We start from the raw sequence: 18,227 nt of genomic DNA on the forward strand, positions 1-18,227 counted from the left end.
CGCGCGGGAGTGCCCGCGAAACGCCTCGCTCGAAGGTACGCGGGGAGGCCCCCGGAGTGTCAGTCGCGAGGCATAGACTTCGACGCTGACCCCCCGGACTGCCCGCAGCCCGTCACCCCGAGTTTGCCCAGGAGGCCGAACGTGTCCAAGCCGCCGTTCACGCACCTGCACGTCCACACCCAGTACTCGCTGCTGGACGGTGCCGCGCGGCTGAAGGACATGTTCGAGGCCTGCAATAACATGGGCATGACACATGTCGCCATGTCCGACCACGGCAACCTGCACGGGGCGTACGACTTCTTCCACACGGCGCAGAAGGCCGGGGTCACCCCGATCATCGGGATCGAGGCGTACGTCGCCCCCGAGTCGCGGCGCAACAAGCGCAAGATCCAGTGGGGCCAGCCGCACCAGAAGCGGGACGACGTCTCCGGTTCCGGCGGTTACACCCACAAGACGATGTGGGCGGTGAACAAGACCGGCCTGCACAATCTCTTCAAGCTCTCCTCCGACGCCTACGCCGAGGGCTGGCTGCAGAAGTGGCCCCGGATGGACAAGGAGACGATCTCCCAGTGGTCCGAGGGGATCGTCGCCTCCACCGGCTGTCCCTCCGGCGAGGTGCAGACCCGGCTGCGGCTCGGCCAGTTCGACGAGGCGCTGAAGGCGGCCTCCGAGTACCAGGACATCTTCGGCAAGGACAAGTACTTCCTGGAGCTGATGGACCACGGCATCGACATCGAGCACCGGGTCCGCGACGGCCTCCTGGAGATCGGCAAGAAGCTCGGCATCCCCCCGCTGGTCACCAACGACTCGCACTACACCTACGCGCACGAGGCGACCGCCCACGACGCGCTGCTGTGCATCCAGACCGGCAAGAACCTCTCCGACCCCGACCGCTTCAAGTTCGACGGCACCGGCTACTACCTGAAGTCCACGGAGGAGATGTACGCCATCGACTCCTCGGACGCCTGGCAGGAGGGCTGCGCCAACACGCTGCTGGTCGCCGAGATGGTCGACACCACGGGCATGTTCGAGAAGCGCGACCTGATGCCCAAGTTCGACATCCCCGAGGGCTACACCGAGGTCACCTGGTTCCAGGAGGAGGTCCGCCGCGGCATGGAGCGCCGCTACCCGGGCGGCGTCCCCGAGGACCGGCAGAAGCAGGCCGAGTACGAGATGGACGTCATCATCCAGATGGGGTTCCCGGGCTACTTCCTCGTCGTCGCCGACTTCATCATGTGGGCCAAGAACCAGGGCATCGCGGTCGGCCCCGGCCGAGGCTCCGCGGCCGGTTCGATCGTGGCGTACGCCATGGGCATCACCGACCTCGACCCGATCCCGCACGGCCTGATCTTCGAGCGGTTCCTCAATCCCGAGCGCGTCTCCATGCCCGACGTCGACATCGACTTCGACGAGCGTCGGCGCGTCGAGGTGATCAGGTACGTGACGGAGAAGTACGGCGCCGACAAGGTCGCCATGATCGGCACGTACGGCAAGATCAAGGCGAAGAACGCCATCAAGGACTCCGCGCGCGTGCTGGGCTACCCGTACGCGATGGGCGACCGGCTCACCAAGGCGATGCCCGCCGACGTCCTCGGCAAGGGCATCGACCTCAACGGCATCACGGACCCCTCCCACCCCCGCTACAGCGAGGCCGGCGAGATCCGCTCGATGTACGAGAACGAGCCGGACGTCAAGAAGGTCATCGACACCGCCAAGGGCGTCGAGGGCCTGGTGCGGCAGATGGGCGTGCACGCGGCCGGCGTGATCATGTCCAGCGAGCCCATCGTCGACCACGCCCCGATCTGGGTGCGGCACACCGACGGCGTGACCATCACCCAGTGGGACTACCCGCAGTGCGAGTCGCTCGGCCTGCTGAAGATGGACTTCCTCGGCCTGCGCAACCTGACGATCATGGACGACGCCGTCAAGATGGTGAAGTCCAACAAGGGCGTCGAGCTGGACCTGCTCTCCCTGCCGCTGGACGACCCCAAGACCTTCGAACTGCTCCAGCGCGGCGACACCCTCGGCGTCTTCCAGTTCGACGGCGGCCCCATGCGCTCGCTGCTGCGCCTGATGAAGCCCGACAACTTCGAAGACATCTCCGCCGTGTCGGCCCTGTACCGCCCGGGCCCGATGGGCATGGACTCGCACACCAACTACGCGCTGCGCAAGAACGGCCTCCAGGAGATCACCCCGATCCACAAGGAGCTGGAGGAGCCGCTCAAGGAGGTCCTGGACGTCACCTACGGCCTGATCGTCTACCAGGAGCAGGTGCAGAAGGCCGCGCAGATCATCGCCGGCTACTCGCTCGGCGAGGCCGACATCCTGCGCCGCGTGATGGGCAAGAAGAAGCCCGACGAACTGGCCAAGAACTTCGTCCTCTTCCAGGCCGGCGCCCGCAAGAACGGCTACAGCGACGAGGCGATCCAGGCGCTGTGGGACGTGCTGGTCCCCTTCGCCGGCTACGCGTTCAACAAGGCGCACTCCGCCGCGTACGGCCTGGTCTCCTACTGGACCGCCTACCTCAAGGCCAACTACCCGGCCGAGTACATGGCCGCCCTGCTCACCTCGGTCAAGGACGACAAGGACAAGTCGGCCGTCTACCTGAACGAGTGCCGGCGCATGGGCATCAAGGTGCTGCCGCCCAACGTCAACGAGTCGATGTCCAATTTCGCCGCCCAGGGCGACGACGTGATCCTCTTCGGCCTCTCCGCGGTGCGCAACGTGGGCACCAACGTCGTCGAGTCGATCATCAGGTGCCGCAAGGCGAAGGGGAAGTACGCCTCCTTCCCCGACTACCTGGACAAGGTCGAGGCGGTCGTCTGCAACAAGCGCACCACGGAGTCGCTGATCAAGGCCGGCGCCTTCGACGAGCTGGGCCACACCCGCAAGGGCCTCACCGCGCAGTACGAGCCGATGATCGACAACGTGGTCGCGGTCAAGCGCAAGGAGGCCGAGGGCCAGTTCGACCTCTTCGGCGGCATGGGCGAGGAGGCGAACGACGAGCCGGGCTTCGGGCTGGACGTGGAGTTCTCCACCGAGGAGTGGGACAAGACCTACCTCCTCGCCCAGGAGCGGGAGATGCTCGGCCTCTACGTCTCCGACCACCCGCTCTTCGGCCTGGAGCACGTGCTGTCCGACAAGGCCGACGCGGGCATCTCCCAGCTCACCGGCGGCGACTTCGGCGACGGCGCGGTCGTCACCATCGGCGGCATCATCTCCGGCCTCCAGCGCAAGATGACCAAGCAGGGCAACGCCTGGGCGATCGCCACCGTCGAGGACCTCGCCGGTTCCCTGGAGTGCATGTTCTTCCCGGCGACGTACCAGTTGGTGTCGACCCAACTCGTCGAGGACGCCGTGGTGTTCGTCAAGGGCCGCCTCGACAAGCGCGAGGACGTGCCGCGCCTGGTGGCGATGGAGCTCCAGGTCCCCGACCTGTCCAACGCGGGCGCCAACGCGCCCGTGGTGCTCACCATCCCGGCGACGAGGGTCACCCCGCCGATGGTCAGCCGCCTCGGCGAGATCCTCACCCACCACCGGGGCGACAGCGAGGTCCGCATCAAGCTCCAGGGGCCGACCAAGACCACCGTGCTCCGCCTGGACCGGCACCGCGTCAAGCCCGACCCGGCGCTCTTCGGCGACCTGAAGGTGCTGCTGGGCCCGTCCTGTCTGGCGGGCTGAGCCACCGAGCCGTCCACCTGACCGAGGGGCGCATCCGGCAGCGGATGCGCCCCTCGGCGTCTACCGGCGCTCTGCGGCCGTCAGTTGTGACCGAAGCGCTTCTGCCGCTTGCCGCGCACGGCGGTGTCGGTGTGCGCCAGCGGTGGGGCGAGCTGCTCGTCCCGGGCCGCCGCGACGGGCCGGTCCGCCTGCTGCGTACGTTCGGACTTGGACTGCTTACGGTCACGGTTGTTCTTGTTCTTGGCCATGATGGTGCCTCCTGTGGGGAAATCAGTGGCCAGAGCCTCGACCAGATTCACATAGGCCGATAAAGAACGCATGTTGGACAATTACCGTCGGTGACCCGCTTCATCGGGGCGCCCGGACCGCAAACGCCACGCCGAAGATCGAGTTCCGACCGTTAACCCCCGCCCGGTCGGGCAGACTCGAAGCAAGCCCGAAGCAAACCTCCCGGAAAGAGGGTGGAAAGCGTGGACCGCTGCATCGTCCTGGTGGACGCCGGGTATCTGCTGGGGGCCGCCGCCAGTCTCCTCGCCGGGGAACCCTCGCGGTCCCGCATCACCGTCGATCACGCCGCCCTCATCCAGGGACTGCGCGAACGCGCCCAGGACGACACCCAGCAGCCCCTGCTGCGCATCTACTGGTTCGACGGCGCCCCCGACCGCGTCCCGCAGCCCGAGCACCGCCGGCTGCGCGTGATGCCCCGGGTCACCGTCCGGCTCGGCGCGCTGACCCGCAGCGACGGCCGCTGGGCGCAGAAGGGCGTGGACGCCGCGATGCACGCCGAGCTGACCGAGCTGGCCCGCAACCGGGCCTGCTCCGACGTCGTCCTGGTCACCGGCGACGGCGACCTGCTGCCGGGCATGATGGCCGCCAAGGAGCACGGCGTCGCCGTCCACCTGTGGGCCGTGCAGGCCGCCGACGGCGACTACAACCAGTCCGAGGACCTGGTCGCCGAGGCCGACGAGCGGCGCGTCCTGGACCGCGCCTGGATCACTCAGGCCGTCCGCGCCAAGGAGCTGACCGGGGTGTGCGCGCCGCCGCCCGTGCCCCGGCCGGAGATCGCCGCGATCCTCTCCGCGCCGCTGCCCGAGTCCGCGCTCGCCGCCGCGGCCGAGCGGCACCCCGAGGAGCGCCCGCACCCCGCCCCGCCCGGCGCCTCCCGCAACGGCGCGGGACCGGAGGACCGCGGCCCCGCCGCCAAGGGCGTCCCCACCCCCAAGGACCTGGCCGCCCTGCGCGCCCCCGGACCCCAGCCCGCCCAGCAGCCCCCCGCCAGTGCCACCCTGCGCTGGTCCTCCGACAAGGGCTGGGTCGACCGGCCGGCCGGCGAGCCCCCCGAGGCCGCCTCCATGCCGACGCTGGCCCAGCTCACCACCGCCGAACAGCGGTGGGCCGACCGGGAGGAGGACATCACCACGGTCGGCGGCGACCCGTACGAGGTCGGACAGGTCTTCGCCCGCCGCTGGGTGGAGCGCCTCGGCGACCAGAGCCACCTCCAGAAGCTGTCCGGCATGTACCCGCGCGTCCCGCACCGCATCGACGGCGAGCTGCTGCGCTACGCGGCCCGCTTCGGGCTGCTCGCCCACAAGGACGACCAGATCGACGAGCAGGACCGGTACGCCATCCGGGCCGGGTTCTGGCGCGAGATCGGGGTGCGGACGGCGGTGGAACACAGTCCCGCGACCGAGTGAGAGCCCCGCCGGACCCGCCCCCGTGGGCCGACCCGGGCGCGGCCCGGGCGCGCGCACCCCGTAGTCTCGTCCCTTGTGAGTACGCGCGCGGCACAGGCACTTCGACCCGGTGGCGATGCCGTGTGCGTGGTGCGGGGGCTGACCAAGACCTATCCGGCGGTACGCGGCCGGCGCGGCGCTCCGGCCGCCCCCGAGGTCAGGGCCACCGACGACGTGGCGCTGGACATCGCGCGCGGCGAGATCTTCGGACTGCTCGGGCCGAACGGGGCCGGCAAGTCCACCCTGGTGCGGCAGTTGACCGGGCTGATGCGGCCGGACTCCGGGAGCGTGCGCCTCTACGGCCACGACATCGTCCGCCACCCCGAGCGGGCCGCGCGCATCCTCGCCTACCTCGGGCAGGAGTCCACCGCCCTGGACGAGCTGACGGTCTGGCTCGCCGCCGAGACCACCGGACGGCTGCGCGGCCTCGACGCCCGGCTGGCGCGCGCGGAGACCGGCGCCGTCCTCGACGAACTCGGCCTCACCCCGATCGCCTCCCGCGCCCTCAAGAAGCTCTCCGGCGGCCAGCGGCGGCTGGCCTGCTTCGCCACCGCGCTGGTGGGGGAGCGGCCGCTGCTCGTCCTGGACGAGCCGACCACCGGCATGGACCCGGTGGCCCGCCGGGCCGTCTGGGCGGCCGTCGACCGGCGCCGCGCCGAGCACGGCACGACGGTGCTGCTGGTCACCCACAACGTCATCGAGGCGGAGACGGTCCTGGACCGGGTCGCGGTCCTGGACCGGGGCCGGGTGATCGCCTGCGACTCGCCGGCCGGCCTGAAGGAGAAGGTGGCCGGTGAGGTCCGGGTCGACCTGGTGTGGCGCGACACCGCGCCGCTGCACGTCCCCGAGGTGGCCGCGCTGCGCGACCGCGTCACCGAATCGGGCCGCCGCTGGACGCTGCGGCTGGCACCCGAGGAGGCCCGCGCGGTCGTCGCCACGGTCACCGGAGGCTCCGCCTTCGCCGCCCTGGACGACTTCACGCTGGCCACTCCCAGCCTGGAGGACGTCTACCTGGCGCTGGGCGGCGCGGCCCGGCAGGGACTGGTGAGGGCGTGAACGCCCAGGGACTGAGCATGCCGGCCGCCGAATCCGTACGTACCGAACAGGACGCCCGCCGGAGCGAAGAGGAGCAGCGCGACGTGAGTGTCGTACCCGCCGATGCCCTGCCGGGCGGTGTCCTGGCCGCCGAGGAGCAGGCCGCGCCCGCCGCGGCCGAGCTGGGGCCGAGGGCGCGGCTGTGGCCCTCCCTGGCGGCCGTCTACCGGGCGCAGCTGTCGCGGGCCCGGGTCGCGCGGATCCCGCTGCTGTTCGTGGCCACCTTCCAGTCCGTCGGCATCATGATCCTGATGCGCGGGGTGGTGGACGGCGGCGAGGAGGCACAGGCCGTGGTCGCCGGTTCGGCGGTCCTGGTCGTGGCGTTCGTCGCGCTGAACCTGCTCGCCCAGTACTTCGGCCAGCTCCGCGGCAGCGGCGGCCTCGACCACTACGCCACCCTGCCGGTGCCGCCGGCCGCGGTGGTGCTGGGCGCGGCCGGGGCGTACGCCTCCTTCACCGTGCCGGGGACCGTGGTCACGGCGGTGTTCGGCTGTGTGCTGTTCGGGCTGCCGCTCACCCATCTGTGGGTGCTGATCGCCGTGATCCCGCTGGCCGGCGCCGCGCTGGCCGGGCTGGGCGCGGCGCTGGGCCTGCTCGCGCCCCGGCCCGAGCTGGCCACGCTGCTGGGCCAGCTGGGCATGTCGGCGGCGCTGCTGCTCGGGGTGCTGCCCGCCGACCGGATGCCGGAGGCGGTGCGGTTCGCCCGGGATCTGCTGCCGTCGACGTACGGCGTGGAGGCGTTCGCGCGGACGTTCGGGGAGCGGGTCGACTGGGCCCTCGTCCTCGCCGACCTCGCGGTGTGCGGGGCGGTCGGCGTGGTGTCGCTCGCCGTCGCCACTTGGGCGTACCGCCGGGCGGCCGTCCGGTGACGCGCCGCACAGACGGGCCTGGCACGATGGCAGGGTGACCGCACCGCTGACTCCTCCTCCGCCACCCCACGAACACTCGTCCGCGTCCCACCAGGGACAGCCGGTGCCGCCGCCCGCCGGGGCGTACGCGGCCGACGGCGCGTACGGCCGGCCCGGCGAGCAGGACGGTCCGGGACTGAGGACCGAACTGTGGCAGGCCGCCGTGGCCGCGGTGTCGGTGGCGGTGTCCGGGGCGCTGCTCGGCGTGCTGTGGTGGCGGCTGGCGCCGAGCGTGCCGCTCGTCGGTGACGTGGTGGACAAGAGCTGGGTGGTCTACCTCAAGGACTCCGAGGGCGAGCAGGCGGTCGGCGTCGACGGCACGTTCACGCTGCTCGCGCTGGCCTTCGGGGCGCTCAGCGCGCTGGTCGTCTTCCTGGTGCGGCGGCGCGGCGGCGTGCCGCTGGTCGTGGCGCTCGGCGTCGGCGGCCTGCTGGGCGCGGTACTGGCCTGGCGGCTCGGGGTGTGGCTCGGACCGACGCAGGACGTGATCGCGCACGCGCGCGAGGCGGGCAAGGGAGAGACGTTCTCGGCGCCGCTGAAGCTCGGCGCCAAGGGGGCGCTGCTGGCGTGGCCGCTGGCGGGGCTGCTGGTGCACCTGGGGCTGACGGCGCTGTTCGCGCCGCGGGATCCGGAGCCGTACGACGGCGCGAGCGGCTGAGGCGGGGTCCGACCGCCCCGCCGCGCGGACCCGGGCCCGGGGAGACGCCCGGGGCCGCGCTCGCGGAACTCGGCGGCCATGGAGTGAGGTCAGGTGGGGTCCCGAGGGCCGCGGCCGTAGCGGTCGAGCGGGGCGGAGCGCCCCTGTGGGGAGTCGTGCGTGACGATCCTCCGGCGTCCGGCGTCCGCCACCGCGCCGGTCGGCGCGCCGGTTCCCGCCCGCGGCCGGTACCGGGCGTACCCGGTCACCGGTCGGACGCGCACGGCGATCCCGGCCGTGCGGGGCGCGGGGGAGCCGGGGCCCTGCGGCCCCGGCGGACGGAGGCCGGCTACCGGTGCGCCGCCAGGAACGGCAGGACGACGTCGGCCATCTCGTCGGGTACTTCCTCCGCGAGGTCGTGCCCGGCGTCGAAGACGTGGCCGGTGACGTGGTGGGCCATGAGCCGCATCTGGGACTCGTTGCGGTCGCCGATGAACGCGGAGCCGCCGAGCGCCAGGACCGGGATGTCGAGCTTCTTCTTCGCGGCCTGCCGGTTCTGTTCCGCGTCGACGAGCATCGCCCGGTAGACGGCGAGCATCGCGCGGATGCCACCGGGCATGGAGTAGCAGCGCACGTACTCCTCGATCGCGTCGGGAGTGGCACTGTCGGGGCGGGAGCGCTCGGACTTGATCATGTAGGTGATCAGTTCGCGTTCGTGTCCGGCGATCAGCATCTCGGGCACGTCCGGCTGGAAGTAGAAGCCCAGATGCCACAGATGCATACCGCCGGAGACGTTCTCGGGGGTGAGCGCGGTGTGGTCCTCGAAGCCGAAGCCGGGGAACAGCGCCTCGGCGAACACGAGGGAGCCGACCCGGTCGCGGTGGCGGGCGGCGAGCTGGTAGCCGATCACCGCGCCCCAGTCCTCGCCGAGCACGGCGTAGGTCTCGTGTCCGAGGCGGGCCATCAGCTCGGCGATGTCGTCGCTCATCGTCGCGCAGTCGTAGCCGTCCGCGGGGCGGGCGGAGTCGCCGAGACCGCGCAGGTCGGGCACGACGACGGTGCGGTGGGGCGTCAGCTTCGGGACGAGGTGGCGCCAGTGGTAGCCGGTCTTGGGCACGCCGTGCAGCAGCACCACGGCCGGGCCGGACCCGGCGGTCCGGTAGTGCAGGCTCGTGCCGTTGACGGCGGCACGGCCGGTGAGCAGGGGCGTTGCGGTGTGGTCGTACATCATGACGGGGGCTTCCTTCCTGTCCTGGGCGGGCGACGGCGGACGGGTCTTCGTTTTCTTTATCGACCGTTACAGATTCGGGGCAGGGGGAGCCCCCGGCCGAGGCCGGTGTCCCTCAGTCGAGAGCGGTCAGCGCGACGTCCACGAGGGGATCGAGGGCGCGCGCGTCCGGTGTGATCTTCGAGGAGACGAGCAGTCCGTTGAGGAAGGTGACCAGGAACGCGGCGGCCGTGTGCGGATCGTGCCGCGCCGCGATCTCGCCCCGCTCCATCGCCGCCCGCAGCACCTCGGCCAGCGCCTCGCGGCTCGCGTCCTGCATGTCGCGCACGGTGCGCCGGGTCGCCGCGTCCCGGGGCAGCCGCTCGCAGACGGCGTTGACGGCCAGGCAGCCCCGGCCGTCGCTCCTGACGGCGACGCGGATCCGCTCCGTCAGCAGCGCGCGGATCGCCGTACGGGCGTCCGCCTCCTCTTCCAGGCTGCGCAGGGCGTCCGCCGCGAGGGTGGCGCGGTAGTGCTCCAGCGCGGCCCGGTACAGGCCGTCCTTGTCGCCGAACGCGGCGTACAGGGACCCCTGTCCGATCCCCAGGTGCTGGGTCAGATCGCGCACCGAGGTCGCCTCGTAGCCGCGCGTCCAGAACAGCTCCATGGCGCGGCTCACCGCCGCCTCCGTGTCGAACTCCCGGGTCCTTGGCATGGCTCCACCGTAAACGATCTGGATCGCTCGCTCAAGAAAGCGGGTGCGGTCTGACCGTTCGCCCACCCGCGGGGCGGCCTCACGGCTGCTCACCGCCGGGGCCGGTCATCCGGACCGGCCGGCGGTCCTGGTGCGCGCGGCCTTTCCGGGGGCGCGTCCGCCGAGGGGTCAGGCGCGGCCCACCGGTGCGAGGACCGCGCCGGTCAGCTCGGCCAGGTCTCCGGGGGACAGCTCGATCTCCAGGCCCCGGCGGCCCGCCGAGACGCAGATGGTGGGGTGGGCCGGCGCCGAGTCGTCCAGGACCGTGGGCAGCCGCTTGCGCTGGCCGAGGGGGGAGATGCCGCCCCGGACGTAGCCCGTGGTGCGCTCCGCGAGGGCCGGGTCGGCCATCGCCGCCCGCTTGCCGCCCACCGCCGCGGCCAGCGCCTTCAGGTCCAGCTTGCCCGCGACCGGGACCACCGCGACCGTCAGCTGTCCGTCGACGTCCGCCACCAGCGTCTTGAAGACCCGCTCCGGCGAGACGCCCATCGCCTCAGCCGCTTCCTCGCCGTAGGACGGATGGGCGGGGTCGTGGTCGTAGGAGTGGACCGTGTACGTCACCCCGGCCGCCGTCAGGGCCACCGTCGCCGGCGTGCCCCCCGGCTGCTGCTTCTTCGCCTTCTTCGCCATGCTCGGCAGTTCCTCGGATCCGTCAGTTGAGACTCGTCGGGCCGCGCGTCAGCTCCGACGCGGGCAGCGACGGCAGCGTACGGATGACGGCCGTCTCGGTGCGCAGGAGTTTCAGCTCGTCCCGCAGGCGGGACGCGGTGTCCGGGGCCTGGAGCAGCCGCTGCTTGGTCGGCGTGTCCAGCATCATCGCGGCGGCCACCAGGTACGACACCACGCCCGGCTCGTCCGGCAGGTCGGCGCCCGTGGTCAGCGACCGCTCCCGCGCCCCCGCCAGCCGCTTCTGGTACTGGCGGAACGCCCGCAGCACGCCCTCCGCCAGCGCGCCCGCCTCGTCACCGGGCTCCTCGTCGAGGTGCTCCACCTCGGCCGTCAGGAACGGGCCGGAGGCGTCCACGGACAGCAGCCGCACCCGGGTCGTGCCGGTCGCCAGCACCTCGAAGGTGCCGTCGGGCCGCTCCCGGATCGTCGCGGCGTCGGCCACGCAGCCGACCTTGTGCAGCGCCTTGGCCGGGTCGGGGCCGAACCCCGCGGCGGCCCCGCGCTCGGGCACCGCCGTCGGATCGGGCAGGCCCGGCAGGCTCGGCGCCACCTCGTGGCCGTCGCGGATCGCCACGACGGCGAACCGGCGCGGTTCCTCCTCGGGGGTCTTCAGCAGCTCGCGCATCATGGCGCGATAGCGCTCCTCGAAGACGTTGAGCGGAAGCACCAGCCCCGGGAACAGCACCGAGTTCAGGGGGAAGAGCGGAAGCCGGACGGTGGTCACGGTCCAGAAGCCTAATGCGCGCCGGGACCGGCGTGAGAACCGCGCCCTGCGCAGACCCCCGCCGGGACCTTTCCGGCCACCGCCGCGTGGACGCCGTCGCGCACCTGGAGGAACCGGCCGAGCGGGTCGTCCGCCTCCCGGTCCCAGGGGAAGGAGGTGGCGTACGGGCCGGCCAGCCGAAGCTGCTCCAGGGCGTCCGGCCAGCGCTCCAGCCGGACCAGGACGTAGACGAGCAGATTGCGCAGCTCCGCCGGCCACGGGTCGGCCGCCGGCTGGGCCGCCGACAGCGCGAGGGCGAGATCGGCCGCCGTGTCCAGCCGGGCCCGCGCCACCGCGCCCGCGCCGCCCTCGGTGAGACACCGGAAGGCCGCCCGCAGCGGCAGCGCCCGCAGCGCCGAGCCCTCGGGGGCGTCCCGGGCTGCCGTCTCGGCGAAGTCCAGGCACTCGCGGTGGGCGCCCGGCGAGGCGGCGGCCAGGTACTCCAGGGCCGCGACATGGCAGCCGTAGTGGTGCGGGCAGCGGCGCACCGCCTCGGCCCACAGCCGCTCGAACTCGGCGTGCCCGGCGTGCCGTCCCCGCGCCGAGTCCAGCGCGACCCGCCAGGGCACCGGGTCCCGGCCGCTGTTCTCGGCGGCCTCCGTGACCATCGGGGCGATCTGCCGCAGCAGTTCCACGCGGTCCGGCGACTCCCAGCACCGGTCCACCGCCAGCCGTACGGTGACCAGCCGGCCGTCCGGGTCCTCGGGGGCGGCGGCGTGCCAGGCCCGCAGCCACTCGGGGCGGGAACGCGCGAAGGCCGCCAGCCGGGCCGCGTACCGGTCGCGGTGCTCCCACCGCTCCTGCGCACGGGTGCCGGCCAGCAGCGCGGAGGCGGGTCCGTGCGCGCCGTGCGCCGCGGCGACCAGCGCGGGCGCCAGCCGGTCGTCGGGCACGTCGAGGAGCACCTCGTCCCCGGCCGGGACACCGGCCGCAGGACCGGCCGAGGGGCCGGCCGCCGGGCGGGGAGAGGTGCCTCGCAGCCGAGTCGTGCGGCGGAGGAACGCGCGTAGACGGGCCATGGTGTCGACCATTGAAAGTCCGCGGTTCGGGACGGCGCCAGAGGGTTCACCGAACCTGTGGAAAGTTGTATGGACGGTGGTAAAGAGCGGGTAAAAGGTGAAGGTTCTTCGCGTTCTCGCGGAGTTCCCGCGGCGTCCTCGCGGCACCTTCGCGGCGTCCTCGCGGGGAGGGCTCAGTTCCGCCGCAGGGTCCGCGTCGCCCCCGCCGCGACCGTCGTGGCCAGTACCCAGCCCAGCAGGATCAGCGCCGCCGCCAGCCACTGCCAGCCGCCGGCCAGCCGCCAGTAGCTCACCTGGCCCAGGTCGATCACGGGCACCAGCAGGTCCAGCGAGAAGAGCGCCGGGTTCCACGCCGGGTGCTCGCCGCCCGTGAGCGGCGCCAGATCGGCGTACGAGAACGCCATCGAGCCGGCCGCCCACAGCACCGCCAGCCACGCCGCCGCCCGCCCCGGGCGGTAGCCGTAGCCGACGGTCCAGTCCTGGAGGTACCCCCACAGCTTGGTGCCGAGCGGCAGGCCCTCGCGGCGCCGGCGCTGCTTGGCGAGCAGCACCTCGCGGGCGTCCTCCTCCTCACTGCCCGCCTTGAGCACGGCCGCGAGCAGCTCGTACGGCTCCGGGTTGTACTCGGCGGTCGCGGCGACCACCCACTCCAGCCGCTCGGCCAGCGGGAACGGGCCCCGCGGCACCAGGTTCTCGTAGCTGAAGCCGCCCATGTGCAGCCGGCCCGGGCCCGGCCAGCTGTCCGCCCGGTCGATCAGGTTGACGACCCGCGCCCCCGACAGCACCACCCGGCCCAGCGCCGGCCGCTCCCCGAGGAAACGCAGCTCGGACGCCTGCACCCGGCGCAGCGACAGCTCCTGCACCTCGGTCAGGACGAAGCGGGCCTCCTCGCAGTCGACCGCGTCGCCGAACCGCCCGTCGTCCAGCCGTATCCCGCCCTGGCACTCGAACCGCTGGATCCGCGTCCCCTCCGCCGGCGTCGTGCCCATGAAGAGCGGGTTGCCCAGGCTCCCCGGGGACAGGTACAGCGAGCGTTCCACCGTCAACTGCGGGGCGTTCAGCGCGAACCGGGCCCGGGGGTTGCGCAGCCGGGCGCCGCGCAGGCTCAGCGAGACACCGATCTGGGCGCTGCGCAGCCGCAGCTCGCCGTGCGACTCCAGCATGTCCGCCTGGAGGTCCTGCCCGATGGACAGACCGTCCCCGGCGATCGACCGGCCGCTGCGGTCGTGGTGCACCACCGCCTGGTTGAGCAGCAGGTCGGTGCCTATCTGGGCGTCGGTCAGCCGCACCCCGCCCGGAAACCGGCAGCGCGGCAGATGCAGGTCGCCCTCGGTCTGCAGCCGGGCCGCCTCCAGCCGGGGCACGAGACAGTCCACCAGCCGGAGCGTGGTGAAACGCGCCTCCGGCAGCAGCACCTCCCGCTCGAACCGGCAGCGGCGCAGCTCCACGTAGGGCGCCACGGTGCCGCCCGCCAGGTCCATCGTGCCGCTGATCAGCACGCCGACCAGCTTCAGCGAGGACACCCGGCCGGCCAGCGCGGGCGGCCCGTCCAGCAGCAGCCAGCACACGACGCGGGCCCGCACGGTCCGCTCCGGCCCCCAGGGCAGCTCGCCGTGCGGATCGTCGGTGGCGGCGTCACCGCTGCTCAGGTCGTACACGGAGCCGTTGCGGAACGCCTGCCACATCCCCGCCTCGGCCGCCGTCAGGTCGTCGGGCAGCTCCGCGGCGCGGAGTTCTGCCACCTCGGTCACGGTGTTTCACTTCCTCCCCTGCTGCTTACGGGTCATCACCCTCGTACAACCGTTCATGCCCGCAGAGTGAGGTCGTGAATACTCTTGGTGATGATTATCTGGAGGAATCCGGGGCCGCGGTGTATCAGTGAGTGGAACGCGCGACCGGGCTCCGACGCGGGTCTGAGAGAATTGGTCGCGTGATCTCCCGAATCGATCTGCGCGGCGACGCCCTCCCCGAGGGCCCCGCCCTGCGCGTCCTGCTGCCCCGAGCCGACTTCGACGTCTCGGCCGCCCTGGAGAAGGTGCGTCCGATCTGCGAGGACGTGCATCATCGGGGCGACGCGGCGATGATCGACTTCGCCCGGCGGTTCGACGGCGTCGAGCTGGACCGGGTGCGGGTGCCCGCCGAGGCCCTGGAGAAGGCCCTCGACGAGCTGGACCCGGCCGTGCGCGCGGCCCTGGAGGAGTCCGTCCGCCGCGCCCGTCTGGTCCACCGCGCCCAGCGCCGGACCACGCACACCACCCAGGTCGTGCCCGGCGGCACGGTCACCGAGAAGTGGGTGCCGGTGGACCGCGTGGGCCTGTACGCGCCCGGCGGACGCTCGGTCTACCCGTCCTCCGTGATCATGAACGTGGTGCCCGCGCAGGAGGCCGGCGTCCCCTCGATCGCGCTCGCCTCCCCCGCCCAGGCGGAGTTCGGCGGCCTGCCCCACCCGACGATCCTCGCCGCCTGCGCCCTGCTCGGCGTCGACGAGGTCTACGCGGCCGGCGGCGCCACCGCCGTCGCGATGTTCGCGTACGGCACCGAGTCCTGCCCGCCGGCGAACATGGTCACCGGCCCCGGCAACATCTGGGTCGCCGCCGCCAAGCGCTACTTCACCGGCAAGATCGGCATCGACGCCGAGGCCGGCCCCACCGAGATCGCCGTCCTCGCCGACGCCACCGCCGACCCGGCGCACGTCGCCGCCGACCTGATCAGCCAGGCCGAGCACGACCCGCTGGCCGCGGCCGTCCTGGTCACCGACTCCGCCGAACTGGCCGACGCGGTGGAGCGGGAGCTGGAGCCGCAGGTCGCCGCGACCAAGCACGTCGAGGACCGGATCGTCCCCGCGCTCAAGGGCGAGCAGTCCGCCATCGTCCTGGTCGACACCATCGACGCGGGCCTGAAGGTCGTCGACGCGTACGGCGCCGAGCACCTGGAGATCCAGACCGCCGACGCCGCCGAGGTGGCCGGCCGGGTACGCAACGCGGGCGCGGTCTTCATCGGCCCCTGGGCGCCCGTCTCGCTCGGCGACTACGCCGCCGGGTCCAACCACGTCCTGCCCACCGGCGGCTGCGCCTGCCACTCCTCCGGCCTGTCCGTGCAGTCCTTCCTGCGCGGCATCCACATCGTCGACTACACGCGCGACGCGCTGGCCGAGGTCGCCCACCACGTGGTGACGCTGGCCGAGGCGGAGGACCTGCCCGCGCACGGCGCGGCGGTCAAAGCGAGGTTCGACTGGAAGGTTCCCGAGGGCAAGTGAGCACCACCCGCATCGACGATCTCCCCGTACGGGACGAGCTGCGCGGCAAGTCCCCCTACGGCGCGCCCCAGCTGGACGTCCCCGTACGGCTGAACACCAACGAGAACCCGTACCCGCTCCCCGAAGAGCTGGCCGACCGCATCACCGAGCGGGTCCGCGAGGCCGCCCGCGACCTCAACCGCTACCCCGACCGGGACGCGGTCGAGCTGCGCACCAGGCTCGCCGAGTACCTGACGACGACCTCCGGGCACCGCGTCGGCGTCGAGAACGTGTGGGCGGCCAACGGCTCCAACGAGGTCATCCAGCAGCTGCTGCAGACCTTCGGCGGCCCCGGCCGCACCGCCATCGGCTTCGAGCCGTCGTACTCGATGCACGGGCTCATCGCCCGGGGTACGGGGACGGGCTGGATCTCCGGTCCCCGCAACGACGACTTCACCATCGACCTCGCGGCGGCGGAGAAGGCCATCGCCGAGCACCGTCCCGACGTCGTCTTCATCACCACCCCCAACAACCCCACCGGCACCGCCGTCCCCCCGGAGACGGTCCGCGCGCTGTACGACGCCGCGCAGACGGCGAAGCCCTCCATGGTCGTCCTGGACGAGGCGTACATCGAGTTCAGCCACGGCGACTCGCTGCTGGAGCTGCTCGACGGCCGCCCGCACCTCGTGGTCTCCCGCACCATGTCCAAGGCGTTCGGCGCCGCCGGACTGCGCCTGGGCTACCTCGCCGCCGACCCGGCCGTGGTCGACGCCGTCCAGCTCGTCCGGCTGCCGTACCACCTCTCCGCCGTCACCCAGGCGACCGCGCTGGCCGCCTTGGAGCACACCGGCACCCTGCTGAAGTACGTCGAGCAGCTCAAGACCGAACGGGACCGGCTGGTTTCCGAGCTGCTCGCCCTCGGCTACGAAGTGACCGAGTCGGACGCGAACTTCGTCCAGTTCGGGCGGTTCGACGACGCCCACGTGGTCTGGCAGCAGATCCTCGACCGGGGCGTCCTGGTCCGGGACAACGGCGTACCGGGATGGCTGCGGGTCACCGCCGGCACCCCGGCCGAGAACGACGCGTTCCTCGACGCGGTACGTGAACTCAAGAAGGAGCAGACGGCATGAGCCGCGTAGGACGCGTGGAGCGCGTGACCAAGGAGACCTCGGTCCTCGTCGAGATCGACCTCGACGGCACCGGCAAGACCGACATCGCCACCGGCGTCGGCTTCTACGACCACATGCTCGACCAGCTCGGCCGGCACGGTCTGTTCGACCTCACCGTGAAGACCGAGGGCGACCTGCACATCGACTCCCACCACACCATCGAGGACACCGCCCTCGCGCTGGGCGCCGCCTTCAAGCAGGCCCTCGGCGACAAGGTGGGCATCTACCGCTTCGGCAACTGCACGGTCCCGCTGGACGAGTCCCTCGCCCAGGTCACCGTCGACCTGTCCGGCCGCCCCTACCTCGTGCACACCGAGCCCGAGACCATGGCGCCGATGATCGGCGAGTACGACGTCACCATGACCCGGCACATCCTGGAGTCCTTCGTCGCCCAGGCCCAGGTCGCCCTGCACGTCCACGTGCCCTACGGGCGCAACGCCCACCACATCGTGGAGTGCCAGTTCAAGGCGCTGGCCCGGGCGCTCAGGTACGCCTCCGAGCGCGACCCGCGCGCCGCCGGCATCCTGCCCTCCACGAAGGGCGCGCTGTGAACGGCACCTCGACCGTACTGATCGTCGTCGGCCTCTTCCTGGTCGGCGGGATCATCTCGTTCGCCAAGCAGGAGATGCCCAAGGGCCTGATCGTGCTGCTCTCCCTCGGCGCCGCGATGTGCCTGCTGGCGGGCATCCTGAGGCTGGAGGTGTGGAATTGAGCACGTCCACGAAGAAGGTCGTGGTCTTCGACTACGGCTTCGGCAACGTGCGCTCCGCCGAGCGCGCCCTCGCCCGCGCGGGCGCCGACGTCGAGATCACCCGTGACTTCGACACGGCGATGAACGCCGACGGCCTGCTGGTCCCCGGCGTCGGCGCCTTCGCCGCCTGCATGAAGGGGCTCAAGGAGGCGCGCGGCGACTGGATCGTCGACCGGCGCCTGGCCGGCGGACGCCCGGTGATGGGCATCTGCGTGGGCATGCAGATCCTCTTCGCCCGCGGCATCGAGCACGGCGTCGAGGCCGAGGGCCTGGACGAGTGGCCCGGCACGGTCGGACCGCTCCAGGCCGACGTCGTCCCCCACATGGGCTGGAACACCGTCGAGCCCCCCGAGGACTCCCAGCTCTTCGCCGGCCTGGACGCGGACGCCCGCTTCTACTTCGTGCACTCCTACGCCGTCCACGACTGGTCGCTGGAGACGCACAACCCCGCGATGACCGCCCCCAGGGTCACCTGGTCCACCCACGGCAAGCCCTTCGTGGCCGCCGTGGAGAACGGCGCCCTGTGGGCCACCCAGTTCCACCCCGAGAAGTCCGGCGACGCCGGTGCCCAGCTCCTCACCAACTGGATCGGAACCCTGTAGCGAC

The 18,227-nt window shown here is 72.3% G+C and carries 17 protein-coding genes; 10 read left to right on the forward strand and 7 right to left on the reverse strand.

Annotated features, from left to right (window positions below):
- Positions 1 to 141 precede the first annotated feature (141 nt).
- Positions 142 to 3,681 carry a DNA polymerase III subunit alpha gene (dnaE, locus tag J7I94_RS16640; protein WP_215167889.1) on the forward strand — a complete coding sequence of 1,180 codons (3,540 nt, stop codon included), beginning with the start codon at positions 142 to 144 and terminating at the stop codon, positions 3,679 to 3,681.
- A gap of 80 nt (positions 3,682 to 3,761) precedes the next feature.
- Here dnaE and J7I94_RS16645 read toward each other — a convergent pair whose 3' ends face one another.
- Positions 3,762 to 3,929: a hypothetical protein gene (locus tag J7I94_RS16645; RefSeq protein ID WP_215167890.1), complete on the reverse strand. Its 168-nt coding sequence runs from the start codon at positions 3,927 to 3,929 to the stop codon at positions 3,762 to 3,764.
- A 222-nt stretch (positions 3,930 to 4,151) separates the two neighbouring features.
- Between J7I94_RS16645 and J7I94_RS16650 the strand changes: the two genes are divergently transcribed.
- From J7I94_RS16650 to J7I94_RS16665, 4 genes are all read left to right on the forward strand, one after another.
- Positions 4,152 to 5,375 (forward strand): NYN domain-containing protein, encoded by a 1,224-nt coding sequence (locus J7I94_RS16650; RefSeq protein ID WP_215167891.1) that lies wholly within the window; start codon positions 4,152 to 4,154, stop codon positions 5,373 to 5,375.
- A gap of 120 nt (positions 5,376 to 5,495) precedes the next feature.
- Complete coding sequence (locus J7I94_RS16655; RefSeq protein ID WP_215167929.1) at positions 5,496 to 6,470, forward strand: ABC transporter ATP-binding protein; 975 nt, start codon at positions 5,496 to 5,498, stop codon at positions 6,468 to 6,470.
- Positions 6,471 to 6,553: 83 nt separating this feature from the next.
- The gene (locus tag J7I94_RS16660; RefSeq protein WP_215167930.1) at positions 6,554 to 7,378 is read left to right on the forward strand and encodes an ABC transporter permease; all 825 of its coding nucleotides are present in this window, start codon (positions 6,554 to 6,556) and stop codon (positions 7,376 to 7,378) included.
- Positions 7,379 to 7,412: 34 nt separating this feature from the next.
- Positions 7,413 to 8,075: an AAA family ATPase gene (locus J7I94_RS16665; RefSeq protein WP_215167892.1), complete on the forward strand. Its 663-nt coding sequence runs from the start codon at positions 7,413 to 7,415 to the stop codon at positions 8,073 to 8,075.
- 328 nt (positions 8,076 to 8,403) lie between these two features.
- Here J7I94_RS16665 and J7I94_RS16670 read toward each other — a convergent pair whose 3' ends face one another.
- The 6 genes from J7I94_RS16670 to J7I94_RS16695 all read right to left on the reverse strand — a co-directional run bounded on the left by J7I94_RS16670 (position 8,404) and on the right by J7I94_RS16695 (position 14,217).
- A complete protein-coding gene (locus tag J7I94_RS16670) occupies positions 8,404 to 9,285 on the reverse strand; it encodes an alpha/beta fold hydrolase (protein WP_215167893.1) in 882 nt (293 codons plus the stop codon).
- 112 nt (positions 9,286 to 9,397) lie between these two features.
- Positions 9,398 to 9,976: a TetR/AcrR family transcriptional regulator gene (locus J7I94_RS16675; RefSeq protein WP_215167894.1), complete on the reverse strand. Its 579-nt coding sequence runs from the start codon at positions 9,974 to 9,976 to the stop codon at positions 9,398 to 9,400.
- Positions 9,977 to 10,144: 168 nt separating this feature from the next.
- Positions 10,145 to 10,645 carry a Cys-tRNA(Pro) deacylase gene (gene ybaK, locus J7I94_RS16680; RefSeq protein WP_215167895.1) on the reverse strand — a complete coding sequence of 167 codons (501 nt, stop codon included), beginning with the start codon at positions 10,643 to 10,645 and terminating at the stop codon, positions 10,145 to 10,147.
- A 22-nt stretch (positions 10,646 to 10,667) separates the two neighbouring features.
- Positions 10,668 to 11,408: an LON peptidase substrate-binding domain-containing protein gene (locus J7I94_RS16685; RefSeq protein WP_215167896.1), complete on the reverse strand. Its 741-nt coding sequence runs from the start codon at positions 11,406 to 11,408 to the stop codon at positions 10,668 to 10,670.
- An 11-nt stretch (positions 11,409 to 11,419) separates the two neighbouring features.
- Positions 11,420 to 12,478 carry a hypothetical protein gene (locus J7I94_RS16690; protein ID WP_215167897.1) on the reverse strand — a complete coding sequence of 353 codons (1,059 nt, stop codon included), beginning with the start codon at positions 12,476 to 12,478 and terminating at the stop codon, positions 11,420 to 11,422.
- Between the two features lie 161 nt (positions 12,479 to 12,639).
- On the reverse strand, positions 12,640 to 14,217 hold the full coding sequence (locus J7I94_RS16695; RefSeq protein WP_215167898.1) for an oxidoreductase: 1,578 nt from the start codon (positions 14,215 to 14,217) through the stop codon (positions 12,640 to 12,642).
- 179 nt (positions 14,218 to 14,396) lie between these two features.
- Between J7I94_RS16695 and hisD the strand changes: the two genes are divergently transcribed.
- From hisD to hisH, 5 genes are read left to right on the forward strand one after another with little or no spacing between them, the layout of a single operon-like run.
- Positions 14,397 to 15,722, forward strand: a complete 1,326-nt coding sequence (gene hisD, locus J7I94_RS16700) for a histidinol dehydrogenase (RefSeq protein WP_215167899.1) — start codon at positions 14,397 to 14,399, stop codon at positions 15,720 to 15,722.
- On the forward strand, positions 15,719 to 16,831 hold the full coding sequence (locus J7I94_RS16705; RefSeq protein ID WP_215167900.1) for a histidinol-phosphate transaminase: 1,113 nt from the start codon (positions 15,719 to 15,721) through the stop codon (positions 16,829 to 16,831). The genes hisD and J7I94_RS16705 overlap by 4 nt, the downstream gene beginning before the upstream one ends.
- Positions 16,828 to 17,421, forward strand: a complete 594-nt coding sequence (hisB, locus tag J7I94_RS16710; RefSeq protein ID WP_215167901.1) for an imidazoleglycerol-phosphate dehydratase HisB — start codon at positions 16,828 to 16,830, stop codon at positions 17,419 to 17,421. The genes J7I94_RS16705 and hisB overlap by 4 nt, the downstream gene beginning before the upstream one ends.
- On the forward strand, positions 17,418 to 17,582 hold the full coding sequence (locus tag J7I94_RS16715) for a hypothetical protein (protein ID WP_215167902.1): 165 nt from the start codon (positions 17,418 to 17,420) through the stop codon (positions 17,580 to 17,582). Before hisB ends, J7I94_RS16715 begins: the two co-directional genes overlap by 4 nt.
- A complete protein-coding gene (gene hisH / locus J7I94_RS16720) occupies positions 17,573 to 18,223 on the forward strand; it encodes an imidazole glycerol phosphate synthase subunit HisH (RefSeq protein ID WP_215167903.1) in 651 nt (216 codons plus the stop codon). Before J7I94_RS16715 ends, hisH begins: the two co-directional genes overlap by 10 nt.
- Positions 18,224 to 18,227: the final 4 nt, after the last annotated feature.

This window comes from Streptomyces sp. ISL-12, from assembly GCF_018614415.1.
Lineage (GTDB): Bacteria > Actinomycetota > Actinomycetes > Streptomycetales > Streptomycetaceae > Streptomyces.